Raw genomic sequence first — 23,611 nt, 5'->3', positions numbered from 1 at the left:
ACCTTTTTTATTGGAACGACGCCGATGACTGCTCGCGCAGAGAACGCGGGCGCATGTCGATCCAGTGCTCATTGATGTAATCCAGACAGACCTGACGTTCACCCCGCATCCCGGCCGCGCTCCAGCCGCTGGCCATCGGCTTGCCCGCCGGCCACAGGGAATACTGACCCTGAGCGTTGATCACCACATCGAATTGCTGCTGTGCGTCATTCATGTCGTTTCTCCTGTTGGATGGGACTGCAGGTGCCGGACCAGCCCTTCTGCGAGATGGTTGAACAGCGTGCGCCGCTCCTCGTCGGTCTTCGCACAGGCCCAGACATAAACCCGCGCCGACGCTGCGCAAACCTGCGCATACGCATCCGCGTCGTCAGTCGCAAAAGCCCGGGACGAGATTTCAACATTGGCGGCGGCATGGGCCTGAGCGAACGCAGTGGCGCTGGCGTCGGTATTCAGTTGCGCGTAATACACCGCGAACGCCTCGGCATCGCCGAAGTGCTCGGCGATCATCGCGGTGTTGGTCGGCGCGAGGCCGTAAGTCATCGCACTGGCATGGGCCTGGGCGTACGCCGCGTCATAGGCATAGGCCCGTCGATACAACGCCAGCAACACCGGTTTGAGGGTGGCCCGCCACTCGCCGTGACGCCCGGACAAACCGAGGGCCGCCCGTTGATGCAGGCTTTGCAGTGCGAGCAGCGCTGGCCGGTGTTTCGGCAATGCCTCGCATAGCATCGGCAGCACCACGTCGGCTTGCCAACGATGAACTGGCCGAAGCGACTGCGGTTCATCGACCCTGTAAATCATTTGAAGCAAGACATCGGGCTGCTCTTCGCACAGCACCTGCGCCAAGGTTGGCAACCACCGAGGCATCAAGATCGGCTCATTCATCTCGACGACTCCTCCGTGCCGATGACCTCGGCCAGCAACCGCGCCCAACGGCCCGCCACGATGCCGTAGTGGTCGGTGTCCAGTTGCTGCCAGCTCTGCAACTGCGGCAGCAAGGCCTGCCAGTTGCGTTGCAGGTCATTCATGTTCCAGGCGTTGCCCAGTCCATAAGGGTTGGCGTGCCCGGCGATAAACATCCACACGGATGTGGCGACCAACGCCGGGGGCTGGAAATCGACCATGCTGGCCATGTTATTGCGACAGCACACCGTCAGCCGTTGCAGATAAGCCTGACGCTCCTCGGACATCCCCTGCCCTTCGACGTCGGGCCAGCGCTGGGCGAACTCACGCTGGAACACCTGTTCGATGGTCCGCTCGTCGAAGCCGGCCAGTTCCGCACCGGCATCCGGCGCGGGTGGGTCGATCAGATACAGCAGCGGTTGCCTGAAGCCTTCAGCCTGAGCTTGCAGACACAGCGCCTGCGCCACCCAGGCCCCGAACGACCACCCCGCCAGACGCCAGGCACAATCGTCCGGGAGGTGGGCCTTGATCGCCTGCAGATACCACCGGGCTCGTTCGACAATGCTGATGTTCGGCAGCGCCGGCACACGCAACGCAGGATCTGCGATCACGCAGACACCCAGATCCGTCGGCAGCGTTGAAACCAGTTCCCGGTAGGCCTGAACATCGCCGCCCACCGGATGGATCAAATACAGCCATTCGCGACCGGCGCCGGCATGCCATTGATCGATCCGCACCGCGTCGTTCCAGCTATGCGGCGCGTCATCTGAAGCCTCTGCCGTGGAATCTGCCACCAGCCCCAACACCTCGCTCAGGCTGACTTTGTGGCTGAACTGCGACAACTGAAATACCTCACCGGTGGCCGCTTGCAGTTCATCGATCAGGTCCAGCAAGGTCAGCGAATCCGCACCCAGGTCGTACAGCGAATCGTCGTCCTCCAGCTCAACAACGCCGAGCCATTTGCACAGGCATTCACGCAGGCGCACGGAAAGATCCACGCCTTTCGGCACTTCGACCGGTGCGGCAACAGCGCCATGGCGAACCGGATAGAAGCGCCGCGCGGTGTCGATGCCGGTGGTGGAAACCAGCAATTGTGGCAACTGCGTCGCCATCGCCAGATCGAACACCCGACACCCCTCTTCGGCCGACAAGCCGACCGTCAGATGCTCCTGATGCGCAGCGTCCCCGCCATTGCTGGTCGTGGCCATGCCGATGTCGCGCCAGATATCCCAGTTGATGCCCAGACGCAGGCAAGCCTTGGCCGTGTCCGGACGGTAATGCGCGAAGCCATCGAGCACGCCGCTGGCTGCCGAATAATCCAGATGCCCCGCGCCGCCGAACAATGCCGACATCGACGAGCAGTACAGGACGAAGCCCGGCGAAAGCTGTTCGATCAGGCTTTCAACCGCGAGCATGCCGCGAGTCTTGGCGGCCATCGCCTCGGCCATCTGCCGGGCATCGCGATGGCGAATCAGACTGCCGGCACCGACACCCGCCGCATGAATCACCCCGGTCAGTTGACCGTAACGTCGGGCCAGATGATCGAGTACCTGCGGCCAGCGCGACAGATCCGCGATATCCGCCTGAACGCAGTCGATTCGCGAGGCGTAGGCCGCGAGTTCTGCAGGCAATTCACCTTGACGGGAGAGCAGCACCACACGCCGTGCAGGTACCTGCAACAGATGTTCGCAAAGGGTTCGACCGATCCCGCCGGTGCCACCCAGCACCAGAAACGTGCCGTCTTCCGGCAACAGGCTGGAAGTTAATGTCGGGCCCGGCAATGACTGAGCGATCAACCGTGGTTGCCACAGGTAACCGTCGCGCAACGCCATCCGCCGAGGCAACGCCGCCGGATCACCGAGCAGCGCCGCAAGCTCTACGGCCTGCGTATCAAGGTGCGGCGACGGCCAGTCTAGCCAGTGGCATCGCACCGGGTATTCCTGCGGCACCACTTCGCTGATCCCGGCCAGTGCCCCCAGCTCGGGACGCCGGACCTCGCCGTCCACCGGGCACGCCTGCCACGACATCAGCCACAGGCGCAGACGAGTCGTGCGTGCGATTTGCCCCCAGGCCTGCATCAGCGCGCTGACCGTGTCCAGACAGGCCCACTGCGCCAGATCCAGCGATTGCTCGTTGACCGCGCCTGACACCGCCAGCGGCAAGGTGTGCAGCCAGTCGAGTTCGCCGGGTTCAGATTCTGTGACCTCGGCGAGCAAACGGCTCAGGGCTTCGGTGTCCAGCGGATCCAGTTCGAAACGATCTGCGCCGAGATGCTTGAAGCCGTTGCCGGTGCGGACTTGAACCACGCGTCGATAAACCGTTCGCAGATGTTCCAGCAATGCCACGCCGGGTGTTTCATGGCTGCAAAGGATCAACGTTTCTCGTGCGCCGTTCATTGCCTTTGTGTTCAGGCGCTGGACGCGCACCCACTGCCGTTGATGAAACCACTGCGCCAGAGGTTGCCGCTCGATACCTGCGGAAACAGGGACAGCGATTTCGCCAGCAGGTTGAAACCGATAGGTCTGGAGATCAAAAGGCGATGGCGACAAATCCCACGGTGGCGGTGCCGAGCGCTGCGGCCACTGGATATGGGCGCCTTCGTACCAGGCCTCCAGTAATGCCTGCGCTGAATGATCACGGGCGATCAGTTGTGCAGCCGACGTGTTGACTTCCTTGATCGATGTTGGCTGCAAAGGAATTTCATCACCCGGTTGGCAGACCATCCCGAAGCGCCAGCGCAGTTGGCGGCGACCAGACTGCAAGTACCTCAGCAATGCAGTCTGCTGTTCCGGATGCGCTTGCATATGTTCGCGGATCACCGCGATATCGCGCAGCAATTCAGTTCGGCTGTGAGCCGAGATCATCAGCAGTGGCAGCGTTTCCTCGGCCACTTCCTGCGCCTTGGGTGCGGCGCCGACAATCACATGAGCGTTGGTCCCACCAATCCCGAAGCTGCTGACACCCGCCAGACGCCGCCGCCCTTCCGGCCATGGTCGGGACGTGGTGGGCACGTAGAACGGCGAATGCTCCAGATCAATCTGCGGATTGATCCGGCCAAACCCGAGGTTCGGTGGCAGCACGCCATGGAACACCGCCAGACTGGCGCGAATCAGCCCGACCACCCCCGCTGCCGCCCCCAGATGACCGATCTGGCTCTTCACCGAGGCCAGCGCGCAACTGCCGGCCGGCGCCTCGCCGAAGGCCTTGGTCAACGCCGCAACCTCAATCGGATCCCCCAGCAAAGTGCCGGTGCCATGGGCTTCGATGTAACCGATGTCCGTACCGGTCAACCCGGCGCGGTTCAGGGCATCACTGATGACCGCACTCTGCCCGGCCACCGACGGCGCGGTGTAACTCATCTTGGCCCGGCCATCGTTGTTCAGTGCAGAACCTTCGAGCAACGCGTAGATCCGGTCGCCATCCGCCCGCGCCCTGGCCAATGGCTTGAGCACCACCACGCCATAACCGCTGGCGCCGATGGTCCCGCTGGCGTCGTCGCTGAATGGACGGCACAGGCCATCGGCGGAAAAGATGTGCTGCGAGCGATGACGATAGCCATCGGTCAGGGTCGGGTCGATCAGCACGCCGGCGGCCAGCATCACGTCACTGTCGCCCTGACGCAGCATCGAACTGGCCATGTGCACGGCGATCAGCGAGCTGCCGCACGCCGCCTGCACGCTCAGGGCCGGGCCGTTGAGGTCCAGGTGATACGCGGCTTTGGTCGCCAGAAAGTCCTTGTCGTGATGCAGCGCCATCTGGAAACCGTCCGGCAGATCGCCTTCAGCGGTCTCGTGCAGCATCTGTTGGAAGTAGGTGGTTTCGCCGCAACTGGCGATCAGGCCGATGCGCGGACCGTCCGCCGACGGAACGATGGCCGCGTGTTGCAGGGCCTGCACGCACCCCATCAGCAGATGCCGCTGTTGCGGGTCCATCAGCCGCGCTTCCTGACGACTGATGCCGAAGTACTCGGGATCGAAGTCGAGCATGCCGGCCAGTTGGCTGCGGGCGCCGACCAGACCTTCTTCGGCGGCAAAGCGTTCGATGCCCAGCTCGTTACCCTGCACCATCGCCCAGAATTCGCCCAGGTTTTGCGCCCCGGCCACATTGACCGACATGCCGATGATCGCCATCGGCTGATGACCTGCATCGGTTTGCCGGACACGCTCCACTGCTGCCACCGAAGCCGTCGACAGATGCGCCGCCAGGCGCCGAACCGTGACGTGTTCGAACAGGTCGGCCATCGTCACCTTGTGCGGCAGCTCTTCTGCGTAACGGCCATGCAAACGCATCAGCCCGAGACTGGTGGCGCCGGCCTCGAAGAAGGTCTGATCCGGTTCGATTTCACGGCCGATCACATCCCGGAACAGCTCGCTCAGTTGCCGCTCCAGCGCAGTCAATTGCACAGCCGGTTGTGGCGTGCTGCGCCGCTCCAGCGCCTCGCCCACATTCGGCAAGGCCTTACGGTCGATCTTGCCACTTGGGGTGCGTGGCCAGACGTCGATCCGGCGATACTCATCGATCCGCACATGGGCCGGCAGGCGTTGCGCGACCTGACGATCCAGCTGTTGCGACGTCGCAGGCTCGCCGTCGAGTTGCAGCCAGGCGATCAGGCGCGGCGGATCAGCCTGAACCGCCACCACCGCGTTGACCACTTCCGGCACCTGCATCAGCGCCGCCTCGATCTGCCCCAACTCCAGACGATGGCCGCTGAGTTTGATCTGCTGGTCGTCACGTCCCAGATAATGCAGACAGCCTTGGGCATCGGCCCACGCCAGATCGCCGGTGCGATAGTACAAGCGGTCCTCTGGCAGCTCGACAAACCGCGCGGCATTCAGCGCAGGATCGGCCAGATAACAACGCTCAACCATCGGCCCCGCCACCAGCAGATAGCCGCGACTGCCAATTGGCACCGGGCGATCAAACTCATCGACCAACAGCAACCGGGCATTGCCGACGGCGTGACCGATCGGTGCACGCAACGGCCAGTCACGGGGCACCGCAGGCAATCGCAAGGCGCTGACCACATGGGTTTCGGTCGGGCCGTAGTGATTGAACAACGAGGCCTGCGGCATGCCGCCGAACCAGTTGCGCAGCGCGTCCGTGCAGAGCAGTTGCTCTCCGGCGGTGATCACTTCGCGCAATGCCGACGGGTAGATTCCCCGAGCCACAGCGGTTTGCGCCAGATGCTGCAACGCCACGTACGGCAGGAACAACCGTTCGATCCGCGCCTCGACCATGTAACCCAGCAACGCCTCGGCATCCTGACGCCAGCGCGGCGTGATCAGGTGATAGCAGCCGCCCCCACACAGGGTGCTGAAAATCTCCTGAAACGACACGTCGAACGACAGCATGGAGAACTGCAAGGTCACCGCTTTCGCAGGCAACTGCCCTTTCGTGCGCTGCCATTGCAGCAGGTTGCACAGGGTGCGTTCCGACACTTGCACACCTTTGGGCGTGCCGGTCGAGCCGGAGGTGAACAGCGTGTACAGCGGTCGCTCGCCGGCGTGACGTGGGCGCTCAAACGCTTCGGCATCGACGTGCAGATCGACCCGGTGCGTGGCGAATCGCCCGGCATTGAGATCATCGAGCGCGGCCGCCGTCGTGTCGCTGAACAGCACACAATGCGGCTGAGCCTGCTCCAGCACCTGACGCTGGATCGCCACCGGATAACCGGGATCCAGCGGCGCGGCGGTCAGGTTGAGTTTGGCCAGGGCCAGCAGCGCGACGATGTGCTCGACCGAGGCATCGAGGAACAGCACGACATGCAGCGACGCATTCCGAGTCGGCAACGGATGGCGTTCAACCAAGTCACCAGCCAGAGCGTCGGCCAGTCCATTCAGCTCGCCATAAGTGAGTTGGCGCTGACCTTGAACCAACGCAATCGCATCCGGCGTGCAATGCACCTGATGCTCGAACCAGTCCGCCAGGGTGTTGAACGGCAGATCGCCCGTCAGCCCTTCACTGGCCGGGGCCAGCCCCAGTCGATAAGGCCCCAGCAGACTGTCGAGCGTCGCCGTCGGGCTTTCCAGCAACAGATCCAGACCACGGCGGAACAATGCGTTCACCGTGCTCATCTGGTCGGCATCGAAATAGCTGCACTGATATTCCCACCAACACTCAAGCTGCGAACCGCTGCCCACCATCAATAAGGTCAGCGGGCACTTGGCGTGCAACTGCTCGTTGAATTCCAGCGTGGCGCACAGGTTTGAATCGACCAACGCCGCGTAATCAGTGTTTTCCAGCACGAACATGAAATCGAACAGCGCGGTACTCGACGACAACCGCAGGTCTTCCACCAGATCCGCCAGCGCCACGTCCTGCAGCGCTAATACCTCGCGTACCGTTGCAGTCTGCTTGCGCAGTTGCTCGCCGAGGGTCAGCTCGTGGTCAACGACGGTGGGAATCAGCACGGTGTTGGCGAACATGCCGACGCTGTCCTCGAGCTCAGCCAGGGGCCGGTTGGCCACCGGGCTGGCGATCCGGGGTCGCTCGCACCCGGTCAGGACGTAAAGACTCCAGGCGAAGACACTGAACAGCACTTCGAAACGTGTCAGTCGCTGTTGCGTGCAGAACCGTTCGAGGGCGGCGCTGCGCATGGCGCCCAACGGTTCCCGGTGTAACCGGGCGTCCGGGCTGATTTCGCGCATCGGCATTAATGCAGGCGACGGTTCCTCCTGCCGACGATGTAACTCGGCCAGAGCGCGACGCTGGTCGCGGTAATGCGGATCGACGCTCCACTGCCGCTGCCACTGGCCAAACTCCAGCGTCGTCAGATGGGCTGCCGATTCAGTACTTTCGCGACCTTGCACAGCGTCGGCATAGAGCTGCTTCAGGTCGTCGAACAACAGATTCACCGACCAGCCATCGACGATGATGTGATGCAGGTTCAGCAGCAGCCGACAGCTGCCATCGGCGAACGGCAACAGCCACGCTTGAAACAGGTTTGGCGTGGACAGGTCGAATGGCGTGGCGAACACCAGCTCCGCGAACGCCTGCCAGTTGTCTTCGGTGAAATGCCCGACAGCAAAGGTGCGGCTGGCCGGGCCTTGCTCGGCGATCAACTGATCAAGACCATCGCCCCCCGATGCGAATGCCGTGCGCAAACCAGGATGGCGCTTCACCAGACGGTCAACGGCCTCGCCCAGTGCCGCGACCTCGACACCTGCCGCCAGATGCAGAATCAGCGGCACGCTGTAAGCGGTCGAGGTCGGCGTGCGCTGCTGCAACAGCCACAGGCGGCGCTGTTCGGCGGTGGCCGGCAAGCGTGCGGCGCAACTGATCCCGGGCGCAGGGGGATAGGTCGACTCGCCATGCTCGCCCAGCAGTTGTCCGGCCAATGATGAGAAAGACTCGTTGAGCAACTTGTCGAGGGGGATCTCGCGCTGCCAACGGGTACGAATTGCCGAACGCAGACGCATGGCCTTGAGCGAATCGCCGCCACTACCCAGCCAGTCGTCCTGCGCGTTCAAGCCCGGTTGACCGAGCAGCGAACGGGCCTGACTCAGCAACCAGTCCAGCGCCGGCGAAGTGTTGTCGTTTTCCATGGCTACGGAAGCTGGATGCCATGGACTCAGCGGCTGCCCCAGCAAGCTGTCGCGATCGATCTTGCCATTGGCCGTCAGCGGCAGACGCTCCAGCAGGAACAACTGATGCGGCCGCATATACGGCGCCAGTTGCGCCCGCAGATGGACTTCGAAGGCGTGATAGTCCAGCTCCCCGCGCGCCACGATGAACGCCAGCAGCTGATGATCTTCCGCCGCCTGACGCCGGGTGCAGACGTACACCTGCGTCACGCCCGGATGCTCCAGTATCCGTTGCTCCACCTCCCCCGGCTCGATGCGGAAGCCGCGAATTTTCACCTGTCGATCAACCCGTCCCAGACATTCGATCAGGCCTTCGGCATTGCAGCGCACCAGATCGCCGGTGCGGTAATGGACGTATGCGCCACCGTCGAGGCCGGGCAATCGGACAAACTGACGGGCCGTTTCTTCGGGCCGGTTACGGTAGCCACGGGCGACGCCGCTGCCACTCAGATACAACTCGCCCACCTCTCCCGCCGGCACCGGCCGTTGCTGCTCGTCCAGCACCTGCACGCCGGTATCCGGAAGTGCTCGGCCAATGGGCGCGAGGTCACCGGTAAAGTCGCGGCTGATCGGCCAGCACAGGGCAAACGTGGTGCATTCGGTGGGGCCATAGACGTTATGAATCCGGCACTGGCTTTCAGGATTGGCTCGATACCATGCACGAACCGCCGCAGCACTGATCTGCTCGCCGCCGATCAATACCTGACGTGCGCTGGAAAAGCACGACGGCCATTCGGCAATCAAGGTATTGAACAACGACACCGTCATGAACAGGTTGTCGACCTGCGTCCGCTCCAGCACCTCGGTCAGTCGGCGCGCATCCAGCACGTCTTCGTCGGCGATCATCACGCAGCAACCGCCGTTGAGCAGCGGCGCCCACAGCTCGAAACTGCACGCGTCGAACGCCGGGTTGGACAGGCAGGCGAACCGGTCGGCCGGGCGAATCTCGATATAGCCGTTGGTGTGCGCCAGGCGAAGCAGACCGCGTTCGCCGACTTCCACGGCTTTCGGAATGCCGGTGGTGCCCGAGGTGTAAAACAGGAACATCACTTCGGCGAACTCTGCGGTCAGCGCTTGCGGCGGAGTGTCCGGCTGGTCGAGCAAGGCCTCGACGCTGGACTGCCACAATGAAGGCGACCACTGAGGTTCTTCGTCCAGGGTAATCAGGCCGGCACAGGCCGCATCCGCCAGCATCAACTGCCGACGCTTGAGCGGACTGGCACGGTCCAGCGGCACAACCACGGCGCCGACTTTCAATGCGCCGAGAATCGCCGCCAGCCACTGCCAGCTACGTGGCATGCACAACGCCAGCGACTGACCAGGCTCGACGCCGCGTGCCAGCAACCCTCGGGCGATGCGCTCGCTGGCGCTGGCCAGTTCGGCGTAAGTCAGGGTTACCGAGCCGTCGATGACGGCCGCAGCTTGCGGATTACGCCGCACTTGCTCGGCAAAGCGCGCGAGCAACGTCAGGTCATTGGACGCACTCATCATTTCGCCTCCTGCGCGGCGAAGCGCTGCAGCTCCTGCCGGATGATCTGCGACACCCGATGGATCTCCGCACTTTCGAGCATGTCCCAGTGCCCGCCGCTGACCAGTTTCGCCAGATAGCCGCTACCTGTGCGCCGCCGCCAGAAACCGCGCAGTTCATGCAACTGATGGCGGCTGAAGTCTTCCCGCGCCTGGATCAGCACCACACGCCCGGCGCGCGGCGCACATTCATAGGCGGCCATGGCCAGACGGTTGTGGTTGTAGATGTGGAAATAGCGCTCGACTTGCGCGTCTTCGATGCCGGGGTACATGCCGTTGAAGCGCACCAGTTTGTCGCGGAACTCGGCCATGTCCACGGTACCGATCTGTTCGCGGAAACCCGGATCGTCGCTGCCCTGAGTATCGAGCAGCACCACCGTCACGTGACGATGCCCCGCCGCCGTCAGCAACCGAGCCATTTCATAAGCCACCAGGCCACCGAACGACAGCCCGGTGAGAATTAGCGGTTGCGTCGTCAGCGGTTCGATCAATCGCAGATACGCTTCGGCCATCGCTTCAACCGTCGGCTCGGTACTCTCCCCCGGATTCAGCCCCGGCGATTGCACCCCGTAAACACCGGCCTCGTCCGGCAACACCTTGGCCAGCGACAGGTAACAGAACGCCGTGCCGCCCGCCGGGTGAATGCACACCACGTTGTGCTGGCCGCTACCGCGCCGGAACTCGATCAGATTGCCCTGCGCCACCGCCGGGTTCGCCCCGACCCGCAGCCAGCCGCCCAGTGCTTCGATGGTCGGGTAGCTGAGCACCACGCGTACCGGCATTTCAACCGCGAACACCTGGCTGATTTCATGGGCCATCTTGATTGCGGCGATGGAGGTGCCGCCGACGTTGAAGAAGTTGTCGCGAATGCCGATCTGCGGCACCAGCAGGAGGCGTTTCCAGATCTGGTACAGCGTCAGTTCAATGTGGTCGCGCGGGCTGCTCAGGTTGACCTGACGATTGACCATTTCCTCGTCCGCCAACGCCATCAGCGCAGTCCGATCGACCTTGCCATTGGCGGTCAGCGGCAAGGCGTCGAGCCACAGATAACTGCCGGGGACCACCGCTCGGGGCAGCGTCATTGCCAGATGGGCCTGCGCCGCCGCTTCATCCATCGACTCGGAAACAACGCAACAGGCCACCAGCCGCTGGTCCTGCGGCGCGTCGCCGACCATCAGCACCACGGCGCTGCGGATGCCGGGAAACGCTTCGAGCCGGGCTTCGATCTCGCCCAGTTCCAGACGCACACCGCGCAACTTGACCTGGAAGTCGTTGCGCCCGAGAAACTCCAGTTGGCCGTCCGGGCGATAGCGCGCCAGATCGCCGCTGCGATAGAGGCGATCGCCTGCCACGAACGGATTGTCGATAAAGCGCTCGGCACTGAGCTGCGCCAGCCCCAGATACCCCCGGGCCACGCCGACGCCACCGATGTGCAATTGCCCGGTGACACCCACGGGCACCGGCTCGTCGCGGTCATCGAGTACGTAAAAACGGTTGTTGGAAATCGGCCGGCCGATCGGCAGTTTGCTGGCGGGCACGTCGGCGCCGGGCTCAAGGGTCCAGATGCTGTTGATCACCGTGGTTTCGGTCGGGCCGTAGACGTTGTGCAGCCGCGCATGGGGCAGGCGCTCCTGAAAACGCCGGGCCAGGGCGGGCGGCAGTTCACCGCCGCCGCTGAATACATCGGTCAGCGACGTACACAGGCTGACTTCTTCGACTTCCAGAAACAGCTGCAACATCGCCGGCACGAACACCAGCGCCGTGACCTTCTGCTCGCGTACCTCGCGCGCCAGATACGCCGGTTCGTAATGCCCGCCGGGCTTCGCAATGATCAGACGCCCGCCGGTTGCCAGCGGCCAGAATGTCTCCCACGCCGAGGCATCGAAACCGAACGGGATCTTGTGCAGCATCGCCCCCGCCTCACCGCAGACCTGCAAGCACCACAGCAGCAGGTTACTCAGGCCACGGTGGGCAACCATCGCGCCCTTCGGTAAACCGGTGGTGCCCGAGGTGTAGATCACGTAGGCGAGATGGTCAGGGGTGACGCCGACATTGCGTGGGTCGAGATTGTCGGCGGGCAATGACGCCCAGCTCGCGGCATCTTTTTCGAGATCGAGAATCGGCGCTTCCCAGGTCGAACCTTGTATAGCCTGACGCAAAATCCCGTGTGCCGAGCCGAGGGTCAGCAGCACCGCCGGCGTGCTGTCGCCGAGCATATGGCTCAGGCGTCCCAGCGGATAATCGGGGTCCAGCGGCACATAGGCGCCACCGGCCTTGAGCACTGCCAGCAACGCCACCGGCTGTTCCAACGAACGCTCGATGCACACCGCCACGCGCACGTCCGGGCCGACGCCCAATGTGCGCAAATGCCGCGCGAGTCGGTTGGACCGGGCATTGAGTTCGGCGTAGCTCAGGGATTCGTCCTCGAACACCACTGCGCAGGCCTGAGGGTTGCTCGCGGCCTGAGCTTCGACCAGTTGATGCACGCATTGCGCCGGTTGCGACAGCGGCATTGTGCGGTTGAAATCGACCAGCACCCGCTGACGTTCAGCCTCGTTCATCAACGGCAACGCATTGATCGGTTGCTTGGCGTCGGCGGCGATCTGCTCAAGTAGATGACGGTAATGCCCGCTCAGGCGCTCGATGGTCGCGACGTCATAGAGGTCGGTGTTGTATTCCACCAGCAAGTCCAGTCGCCCTGCCCGCTCGACCCATTCGAACGCCAGGTCAAACTTGGCCGTGGCACTGCTGGTGCCGTACGGCGTCAGTTCCAGATCGGGCATCCGTACGCCGCTGCCGGGGGTGTTCTGCAACACCAGCATCACCTGGAACAGCGGCGAATGACCGGGATCGCGCTGCGGGTTGACGGCTTCGACCACGCGCTCGAACGGCACGTCCTGGTGGGCGTGAACGTCGAGCATCTGGCCGCGCACGTCGCGCAGCAATTCGGCGAAGGTCTGCTGCGGATTCAGACGCTGACGCAGCACCAGCGTGTTGACGAAGTGACCGATCAGCGGCTCGACTTCCGGGCGATTGCGGTTGGCGAACGGCGTGCCGATGCACAGATCCTGCTGACCGCTGTGGCGCCACAACAGCACTGCCAGCGCCCCCAGCAATACGTTGAACAGCGTGCCCTGGGTCTGCCGGGCCAGCGCCGTGAGCTCGCGCAAAGTGCCGCCATCGACGGAGGAACTGAACGTGGCACCGACATAACGCTGCACCAACGGGCGCTGCCGGTCGGCGGGCAGGGTCGACAACAGCGGCGCGTCGTCCAGGGTGCGACGCCAGTAATCGAGTTGAGCATCCAGCGCCGCACCACCGATGCGCTGTTGCTGCCAGCAGGCGTAGTCGGCGTATTGCACCGGCAACGGCGCAAGCGTCGAGGTTTCTCCACGCAGATAATCGCCGTACAACGTCGCGACTTCCTGCTGGATCACGCCCATCGACCAACCGTCGGCGATGATGTGATGCACGCTGTACAGCCACAGGTATTCGTCTTCATCCACGCGCAGTAACGACGCCCGCAGCAATGGGCCGGTGGCCAGATCGAACGGTGCCCGGGCGTCCTGCTCGACGGCGAATCGTACTTGCTGCTCGCGCTCTGCGGCAGGCAAATGGCGCAGATCCGTCACCGACAACGACAGCGGCATCGACGGATGCACGACCTGACGCGGCTCACCGTCCACACTGCAAAACGTCGTGCGCAGGGCTTCGTGGCGGGCAACCAGCTCGTTCAGTGCTCGTTCCAGATGCGCGACGCTCAACTGCCCCTTCAGCGTCACCGCCGTGGGCACGTTGTAGAACGGGTTGCCGGGTTCCAGTTGATCGAGAAACCACAGCTGCCGTTGCGAGAACGACAACGGCCAGGACGCGTGTGCGCCGGCACGACGGGGAATCACTGCGTCATCACCGCCACCGAGCAAGGTAATCAGTTCCTGCTTGTGGAGCTTGAGCGCCGCTGTCAGTTCTTCGGTGAGAAACCCGCGCGGCGCCTTGCAACGCAGCCTGTCACCGTCCACCTCGAGCACCACGCCATGGCGAGCGAACAACGCCAGCAATTGATCGGCATTCATACTTCGAACTCCTCCATGTCTTCGTCGTCCAGGCTTGCGGTCACAGGCTCGATGGCAAACGCCTCGACCGGTGCGCGGTGTTGTTCATCGGCCGTGCGCTGGCCGCCGATCATCGAGTAGATCAACTCGTGGTTTGGCCCGAGGTCGAACAGCGCCGTCAGTTGCTGCTCCTCGACCGAGCCGATGCCGCACAGGCCCAGGCCGTGTTCGACGGCGGTCATGCTCAGCAACTGGGCCATTGCGCCGCTTTCGATATGGCAGAAGTCACGGCTGCGCTCGCCATACAGCGGGCGGATCGCGGCCATGTCGGCGATGAAGAACAGCGAGAACGCGGCGTTCTCGTACACCGGGCGATTGACGAAATAGTCGTAGGTGTCCGGGTCGAGCAGTCCGCTCTGGAGCGCCAGCAAGCGATGCTGGCGAGGATCGTAGTAATACGCGCCACCGGGCACGCCGAGCACGCGCTCAGGTTTGACGTAGAGATAAGCCTGAATCGGGTACAGCCCGCCCGCCGACGGGAACTGGTATTTCACTTCACCGTCGAGCTGCCCCTGGGCCAGTGCCGCCAAAATATGCGCGAAGGCATGAGTCGCAATCGGCTGCGCGCCGAACTGGCGCACCGAGCGGTAATCACTCAAACGCCTTGCGAAGGCCGGGTCTTGCGGCAAGTCCAGTGCCACTGCCGGCAGGGTTTGAGCAAACTCACGGCGACCACGTTGCTCAGCCTTGAACTGTGCCCGCTGCTGTGGATCTTCGATGATGTCCTGCGGGGTCTCCGGTGTCGGCTGGACGTTGCCGAGCAATTCCTGACGGGCCCGGTTCTGGCGGTACATGCCGAGCAGATGCAGCAACGTCGGCTGGGCCAGCAGTTGCGCCACATGCGGGCGGAACTGCAAGGCGCCGGACAAGGCGTTGCTGATCCTGACGATATCAATCGAGGTCGCGCCGAGGTTCAGCAGATTGGCGTTGGCGGCAATGGATTCGCGCTTGAGCACGCCCTGCACGATTTCCACCAGCCGCTGTTCCTGCGGGCCCTCGACTTCCAGCGTCGGGCCTTGTTCCACGATTTGCTCCGGTTCCGGAAGGCGCTTCTTGTCGACCTTGCCGTTTGAGGACAACGGCCAGGCTTCGACGAAGGTGAACGACGACGGAATCATGTACGCCGGCAGCTTGTCCGTCAGGTAGTCGGTGAAGTCACTGGCCTGCAACGCCGGATCGGCCTTGAGCACATAACCCGCCAGACGTTTCTCACCCAGCGTGCTGCCAAGAATCCGCACCACCGCGCTCTGCACGCCGGGATGGCGATTGAGCGCGGCTTCGATTTCGCCCAGCTCGATGCGATAACCCTGGACCTTGACCTGATTGTCTTCGCGACCGAGGAATTCGATGTTGCCGTCCGGTAGCAAGCGGCCCAGGTCGCCGGTGCGATACAGACGTTCGCCGGTCAATGGATGGTCGAAAAAACTGCCCGCGCTGAGTTTCTCGTCACGCCAGTAACCCTTGGCCAGACCGATGCCGCCGATGTACAGCTGCCCCGCGACCCAGGTCGGACGGACCTGCAACGCTTCATCCAGCACGTAGAAGCGCTGATGGTCGAGAGCCTTGCCGTAGGGAATACTGCGCCAGGCCGGATCGACGTGCTTCACCGGATAATAGATCGACCAGATCGACGCTTCGGTGGCGCCGCCGAGGCTGATCAGCTGCAAGTCCGGCTGCAACGCCCAGACCCGCTCAGGCAAGGTCAGAGGAATCCAGTCGCCGGACAGCATCGCCACCCGCAGGCTGGCAGGCAATGCACCACCCTCGCCCTCCACGTACTCGACCAGCATGCCGAGCAGCGCCGGCACCGAGTTCCACAGGCTGACCTGATGACGCTTGATCAATGCAAGCCAGTGCGCCGGATCGAGGGTCAGTTGCGGGTCGAGGATGACCACCGCCGCGCCTACCGCCAGCGTGCCGAAGAAGTCATAGACCGACAGGTCGAAACTCAGCGAGGAGATCGCCAACACCCGATCATTCGGCCCGACGGCAAAACGGCGGTTGATGTCGAGCAAGGTGTTGACCGCACCGCGATGGTCGATCACCACGCCCTTCGGCTGGCCGGTGGAGCCGGAGGTGTAGATCACGTAAGCGAGGTTGCTTTCGTTGACCTGCACCGGTTGCAGTGGCAATGCGTCGTTAGGGACTGCATCGGTCACGGCAATGGTCGTGACCTGCGCCGGCCATTCGATTTTGTCGAGCAGCGCCGGTTGGGTCAGGGCCAGACTCGCCTCCGCCCGTTCCAGAATATGCCGCAGCCGCTCCGCTGGCTGAGTTGGCTCGATGGGCAGGTAAGCGCCGCCGGCGTACAGAATCGCCAACGTTGCCACCACTTGTTCCCAGCCGCGCTCCATCACCACCGCCACCAAGCGGTTCGGCAGCACGCCCTGCGCTTGCAGGCGGGCGCCGAGTTGTCGGGCCTCATTGCGTAGTTGAGCGTAAGTCAGCTGCCGCGTGCCGATTACCGCCAGTGCCTCCGGCGTGACGAGGGCCTGACGCTCGAACAGTTCGTGCATCAACGGCAGCGTTTGCTGAATGTCGACCGGTGCCGGCAACCGCGCCTGCGGCAGCAGTTGTGGCGTGTTCGCGCCCCAGGCCGTCGGCTCGCAGAGACTGTCGAGCAACGTGTTATAGGCGACGAACATCTGCTCGATCATGCCTTGCGGGAACAGTTCGTCGATGCTGTCCCAGTTGAACAGCAGGCGTCCTTCCAGCTCCAGCAACGTGTGGTCGAGCCACACCTGCGGCGTCTGGGTGATGCTGTGCATGTGCTTGGCGTTCAATGCGTCCGCGAGGTTGAACTCGGCCAGCTCCGGCGCCGCTTCCGACAGCGTGCTGTTGAACACGATCGGCATCGCCGTCTGCTGCACGCCCCGGGCCTGGGACAACTCGCGCAGCACCCGCACGCCGCTGACCACCGAATGGTCGATATCGCGCCAAAGCTGTGCCTGCACGGCGCGGGCCTTGTCGGTGAAGCTCAGCGCTCCGTCGATGCCGATTTCTAGCAGCACCAGCGAGGTGAAGTCGCCGATGATTTCATCGACATCCGAATGCAACGGCATGCGATTGAACAGCGGCAGACTCAGGGTAAAACGCGGGGTGCGGCTCCACAGCGCCAGCACTTCGCTGAACGCGGTCAGCAGCATCACCGACGGCGTCACCGCAAACTGCTTGGCCACGGCTTTGAGTTGCGCCCACTGCGCCGCCGACATGTCGCGGTCGCGGCGGGTGAAATGCGGGTTGGCAATGCTTTCGGGTTGGCGCACCAGCGGCAGGTCTGGCGCCGGGGCCAGAGTAGTCACCCGCTCGCGCCAGTAGCCCAGCGCCTGCTCGTAGCGGCGGCCGTTGCGCAGTTGCTGTTCGGCCAGCACGTAGTCGCGAAAAGTCAGGCCCGGTTCGGCCAGTTCCAGCAACGGATCTACGTAGAAGGCCATGAGTTCGCGGGCGAGAATCTGCGTACTCGCGGCGTCGACGATCAGCGCATCGAGGCTGATGTGCAAATGAGTGATGTCGTCATCGAGCAGCGACAGGCTGAACTCGAACAGCGGCCAGCGACTGGCATCCAGCACCTGATGGGACTGGCGTTCGCGGGTCGCTTCCAGCGTGCGTTGTGCTTCTTCGGCGGGTAAACCGCGCAGGTCGCTGCGGGGCATGCGGTAGGTCGGCACCTGCGCCAGCACCTGTTGCGTACCGTCGCTGAGGAACACCACGCGCAGCATGTCGTGGCGCAGGATCATGCGATTCAGGGCTTGCTCGAAACGCTCGGCATCGAACCCGGGAATGCGCAGTTCTTCGTAGCCATGGGCGCTTACGCCGCCGAGGCTGACCGTGGCCTCGCGACCGAACCAGTAAGCCTGCTGGATATCGGTCAGGGGGAATGGTTCATGTCGATCATTGCGATCCGGCTCGATCTGGATGAACGCCGGTTCAACGCTCTGCTCTTCACGCGAAACCTGCGCCGCCAGATCCATCAACACCGGGGTCTGAAACAGGCTGCTCAGGGACAGTTGCGCGCCCATGCGCTGGTTGATCGCGTAGATCATTCGTGTCGCCAACAGCGAGTGGCCGCCGAGGTCGAAGAAGTTGTCGTGGATGCCGACCCGCTCGCACTTGAGCACTTCGGCCCAGATCTCGGCCATCTGCCGTTCGATGTCGTTGCGCGGCGCCTCGTAAGTCGCCCCGGCGCTGCGTTCCGGTGCCGGCAGCGCCTGTCGGTCGAGCTTGCCGTTGCGGGTCAGCGGCAATTGCGAGAGCCGGACCCACGCACTCGGGATCATGTGTTCGGGCAACTGGCGTTGCAGTTCGGCACGCAGGGATTCACTGGTGGCGGAGCCGACCACATAGGCCACCAGACGCTTGTCCCCGGCCACGTCTTCACGCAGTAAAACGGCGGCTTCCTGCACGCCGGGTTGATGCTGCAACAGGCTGTCGATCTCGCCGAGTTCAATGCGGAAGCCGCGCAGTTTCACCTGTTGGTCGATGCGGCCCAGGTACTGCACGTTGCCGTCGGCCTGGAACTTCGCGAGGTCGCCGCTGCGGTACATCCGCGCGCCCGGCTCGTCGCTGAACGGGTCCGGCAGGAAGCGTTCGGCAGTCAGGTCCGGGCGATTCAGGTAACCCCGAGCCAGGCAGGCGCCGGCGATGTACAACTCGCCCGCCACGCCGACTGGCACCGGATTCAGATGTTCGTCCAGCACGTAGAGCCGCGCGTTGGCGATGGGACGGCCGATGGGCGGTGCGTCCGGCCAGGATTCGACCTTGTTGCAGTCGAGGCTGAACTGGCTGACCACATGGGTTTCGGTCGGCCCGTATTGATTGTGCAACTGCGCGCCACCCAGTCCACGGACAAACCCGCGCAGCTCGTCATTGATTTGCAGGGCTTCACCGGCGGTGATGATCTCGCAACCACCGGCCGGCATCGGTGCATCGGCCTCGGTCAGGCCGGCGAGTTGTTGCAACACGGCGAATGGCAGGAATGCCCGCTGCACGCCTTCGGCCACCAGAGTCGGGCGCAGCGCGGCAAGGTCCTTGCGACTGTCTTCGGTCATCAGCAGCAGGCTGCCGCCCTGGCAGAGGGTGCTGCAGATTTCCTGGAACGAAACGTCGAAGTTCAGCGAGGCGAATTGCAGCACGCGCTGAGGTGCCGTGGCTTGATCGAGTTGCCAGTTAATCAGGTTGTCCAGCGCACGACGGTTGTGGGCCACGCCTTTCGGGCGGCCGGTGGAACCCGAGGTGTAGAGCACGTAGCCGAGGTTTTCCGGGCTCACATTGACTTGCGGATCATCAGTCGGGTGCTGTGCCCACTGCGATGCGTCAGTGTCCAGGCAGCAGATCTGCGCCTCGTTGGTCGGCAGCCCGGCCATCAGACTCGATTGCGTCAGCAGCATGGTCGGCGCGGCATCGCTGAACATGAACGCCAGACGTTCGTTCGGGTACGCCGGGTCGAACGGCACGTACGCCGCGCCGGCCTTGAGGATTGCCAGCAGGCCAATGACCATTTGTGGCGAGCGTTCCAGGCACAGGCCGACACGATGTTCAGGGCCGACGCCTTGTTCGATCAGGTAATGCGCGAGCCGGTTGGCGGCTTGATTCAGCTCGCTGTAGCTCAGTTGCTCGCGCTCGGCGAGCAGCGCCACAGCGTCGGGCGTTTGCCGGGCGAGGGTTTCGAAATGCCCCACGCAACCGGGCAGCGACGCGGTGTCCCGCGCGGTGCGGTTCCAGTCGTGAACGATCTGCTGGTGTTGCTCGGCGCTCAGCAGTTTGATCCCCGCCAGCGACTGTTCGCTGTCCTCGACCATCTGCGTCAGCACCCGGCGCAGGTACTCGCCGAACTGCTCGACGGTGCCGCGTTCGAACAGGCCCGAGGCGTATTCCAGACCACCGATGATCTGTCCGTCGCGCTCATGGAGCGCCAGTTGCAGATCGAACTTGGCGACGTGATGACTGCTCTCCACCGGCGTAACGTCGAGCCCGGTCAGCAGCAGATCGGAATCCTGATCCTGCTCCCAGGCAAACAGCACCTGGAACAGCGGACTGTGGGCCAGACTGCGTGGCGGGTTGAGCAACTCCACCACTTGCTCGAACGGCAGGTCTTGATGCTCCTGAGCCCCCAGTGCGACCCGCCGCGCCTGTTGCAGCCATTGCGCCACCGACGGCGAGCCCGATCGGGTCATGCGCAGTGCCAGGGTGTTGACGAAGAAACCGATCAACCCTTCAAGTTCCTGCTGCGGACGGTTGGCCGATGGCACGCCGATCACCACATCGTCCTGCCCCGACAGTCGTGACAACAGCAGCGAAAAACCGGCCAGCAAAGTCATGAACAGCGTGGTGCCTTGCTGCATGCCCAAGGCTCTCAGTCGCGTGGTCAATGCTTCGTCGAAGACCAACGGAACAAAGCCGCCGAGGTAGTCCTGCACAGGCGGACGCTTGTGATCCGTCGGCAATTCCAGCAGCACCGGCGCGCCCGTGAGGGTTTCGCGCCAATAGCGGTTCTGCTGTTCCAGCACTTCACCGGTCAGCCATTGCTTCTGCCACACGGCGTAATCCACGTACTGCACGGGCAATGGCGGCAACGGATCGTCGCGATCCTGCAACGCCGCTTCGTAGAGTTGCCCCAGCTCACGAGTGAGCACGCCCATCGACCAGCCATCGGAGATGATGTGGTGCTGGGTCAGCATCAGCACATGGTCGTCCGGCGCCAACCGCACCAGGCTTACCCGCATCAGCGGGCCACGGCTCAGGTCGAACGGCCGGGCGCCCTCCTCGTCGATCAACCGGGTGAGACGCTCTTGAGCATCGGGCCCTTGCAGATCGGTGACGGTCAGTCGAAGGCTGTGCGCAGGCGATGAAACCTGCTGCCGCCCTTCCCCTTCAACAGCAGTGAAGGTGGTGCGCAGCGCGTCATGGCGTGCCACCAGTTGATTGAAGCTGCGCTCAAGCGCCGGAACGTCCAGCAAACCGCGCAATCGCAGGTTCAGCGGCATGTGATACGCCGCGTTGCCCCCCTCCATTTGCGCCAGAAACCACAGGCGCTGCTGGGCAGACGACAACGTTTGCGCGCCCGTCCGTTCAAGGGCCGCGATGGCTGGACGAGCCGCAGCCTGACTGGCTTGCAGCCGTTCGGCGAACTGTTTCAGAACGGGTGCGGCGAACAGCGTCGAAGGCGCGACTTCCAGCCCCAGCGTATGGCGAACCTGCGCCAGCACACGCATCACCAGCAACGAGTGACCGCCGAGGGCAAAGAACTGATCCTCACGCCCCACTCGCTCGACGCCGAGCACTTCGGCCCAGATCACCGCGAGCGCAGTTTCCAATGAACCCTGCGGCGCCTGATATTCCTGCTGATCGAATGCCTCGACATCCGGCGCCGGCAGATTCGGTCGATCGACCTTGCCGTTGGCGGTCAGCGGCAGCGCATCCAGACGCACGAACGCGGTCGGCACCATGTAATCCGGCAGGCTGGTTTGCAGCTGTTCACGCAGTGAACGCGGGCTCAGCGTTGTGCCCGGTTTCTCGCAGTAATAAGCGACCAGTCGAGGTTCACCGAGGCCGTCCTGACGCAGCAACACCACGCTTTCACGCACGCCTGCAACGTCTGCCAGCCGGGTTTCGATTTCCCCCAGTTCCAGGCGCAGCCCGCGCAACTTGGCCTGGGAGTCGTTGCGGCCGAGGAATTCCAGTTGGCCGTCGGCCCGATGACGCGCCAGATCTCCGGTGCGGTACAAGCGTTCGCCCGCCACGAACGGGTTGTCGATGAAGCGCTCGGCAGTGAGTTGCGGCAGGTTCAGATACCCCCGCGCCACGCCGACGCCACCGATGTACAACTCGCCCGCAACACCCTCGGCAACGGGCTCGCCTTGCTCGTCGAACAGGTAAATCCGGGTATTGGGCAGTGCCTGGCCGATGGGCAGCACAGCGTCGATCTGGCTGCTTTCGGTGAACTCGAAACAGGTGCTGTCGATGCTCGCTTCGGTCACGCCATAGGCCTGGACGATCTGCACCCGCTCACCGCAGAGCCTGCGCAATTGCCGGGCGCTGTGGGCAGTCCAGATGTCCGAGCCGCAGACCACGGTGCGCAGGAACGACAAGTCATGGCCGCTCTCTTCGACCCATGCCAGCAAAGGGTTGAGCAGCGCCGGCACGAAGTCGGCAAAACCGATCTGCGCATCGCGCATCAAGCGATACAGGGCCGGCGGATCCATCAAGGTGTACCGGGGGCACAGCACCAGCGTGCCGCCAAACCCCAGCGCACGAATCAGGTCGGCGCTGAACACGTCGAAGGAAAACCCGGCCATTTGCAGGTGATTGATCGGCTCGCCCAAGGCATAGAGTGGTGCCCAGGCAGCGCTCACGGCGATCAGCCCGCGATGCTCGACCATCACGCCTTTCGGGGTGCCGGTCGAACCCGAGGTGTAGATCACGTAGGCCAGGTGTCGGGGTGTTAGGCCTGCCGCATGAGGATCGGGATTGTCCGGTGACTGTGAAGACCAATGGGTTGAATCGCCGAGATCAAGCACCGTGGTCGATTGTTCGAGCGCAGCCGTCAGGACGTGCCGCGCCTGACCATGGGTCAGCACCACCGGCGGCGCGCTGTCGGCCAGCATGTGCGCCAGCCGCGCCTGCGGATACGCCGGGTCCAGCGGCACATAGGCACCTCCGGCCTTGAGCACCGCGAGCACACCCACCAGCATTTCCAGCGAACGCTCGAGACAAATTCCCACCCGCACGTCCGGCCCGACGCCGAGGCTGCGCAGATGATGAGCCAGGCGGTTGGCGCGGATATTGAGTTCGCGGTAGCTGAGCGCCTCTGCTTGCCAACGGACGGCAATGGCCTCGGGGTTGCGCAGCACCTGCGCTTCGAACAGGCCGTGCACGCACAGATCGGTGTCGAACGGAATCGAGGATGAAACGTCGGGCTGCGCGGGATTCGTCCCACGCAAGGAAGTGTTGTCGAGCATCGGAGGCTACCGTCCATGACTGCATTATTTTTGTGATCAGGCAGAGACAGCACGCGCCCCGCCAGTCAGGCCCCGGCATCAGGTACCGGTTCGGTCATTCGAATTCAGGAAGATGGCGCGGCACGCGCATGCAGACTCGCGTCGCACGCAGGCACACACAGGAAACCGGGGGGAGAAAGGCTGGCGAAGAACACCGCGGCGCGGTCCGCGCAGGCAGCTGGGGAGATGACAGAATCGTTGACGACATCCGTCGCCCTGCTCATTGCATCGTCGATTGCAAACCGCGTGATCAATTGAAACCTCGACTTCCATTTGAGGGTCAACGACGAGGAACAACCTGCGCGGTGGGTGACAGCGCCAGGGTGGTCCCGATCGGCTGCGACTGCCGGGTCTGTAGACGCACGGCAATCTTCTGGCGCCGGGTTTGTGACCCGAAGCGCCGCCGGATAATAACCACGTTTTTTGCTGGAGAGGCAAACAAAATGTAGGAAAAGTGCGAAATAAATATCGGGTGTTTCCTACGCCATCG

Annotated in this window: 5 protein-coding genes; all 5 read right to left on the bottom strand. The window is 63.5% G+C overall.

What is annotated here, in order from left to right; genetic code table 11:
• Positions 1 to 7: 7 nt before the first annotated feature.
• From DLD99_RS12030 to DLD99_RS12010, 5 genes are read right to left on the bottom strand one after another with little or no spacing between them, the layout of a single operon-like run.
• Positions 8 to 214: an MbtH family protein gene (locus tag DLD99_RS12030; protein ID WP_114882354.1), complete on the bottom strand. Its 207-nt coding sequence runs from the start codon at positions 212 to 214 to the stop codon at positions 8 to 10.
• Positions 211 to 885, bottom strand: coding sequence for a hypothetical protein (locus tag DLD99_RS12025; protein ID WP_244220794.1), 675 nt, complete (start codon positions 883 to 885; stop codon positions 211 to 213). Before DLD99_RS12025 ends, DLD99_RS12030 begins: the two co-directional genes overlap by 4 nt.
• Positions 882 to 9,977: a hybrid non-ribosomal peptide synthetase/type I polyketide synthase gene (locus DLD99_RS12020; RefSeq protein ID WP_114882353.1), complete on the bottom strand. Its 9,096-nt coding sequence runs from the start codon at positions 9,975 to 9,977 to the stop codon at positions 882 to 884. The genes DLD99_RS12025 and DLD99_RS12020 overlap by 4 nt, the downstream gene beginning before the upstream one ends.
• On the bottom strand, positions 9,974 to 14,086 hold the full coding sequence (locus DLD99_RS12015; RefSeq protein WP_114882352.1) for a non-ribosomal peptide synthetase: 4,113 nt from the start codon (positions 14,084 to 14,086) through the stop codon (positions 9,974 to 9,976). Before DLD99_RS12015 ends, DLD99_RS12020 begins: the two co-directional genes overlap by 4 nt.
• Entirely contained in the window at positions 14,083 to 23,082 is a 9,000-nt protein-coding gene (locus DLD99_RS12010) for a non-ribosomal peptide synthetase (RefSeq protein WP_114882351.1), read from the bottom strand. The genes DLD99_RS12015 and DLD99_RS12010 overlap by 4 nt, the downstream gene beginning before the upstream one ends.
• Positions 23,083 to 23,611 lie beyond the last annotated feature (529 nt).

It is taken from the genome of Pseudomonas kribbensis (assembly GCF_003352185.1).
Taxonomy (GTDB): domain Bacteria; phylum Pseudomonadota; class Gammaproteobacteria; order Pseudomonadales; family Pseudomonadaceae; genus Aquipseudomonas; species Aquipseudomonas kribbensis.
Note: the sequence above shows the minus strand (reverse complement) of the source record. Positions and strands in the feature narration are given on the sequence as shown.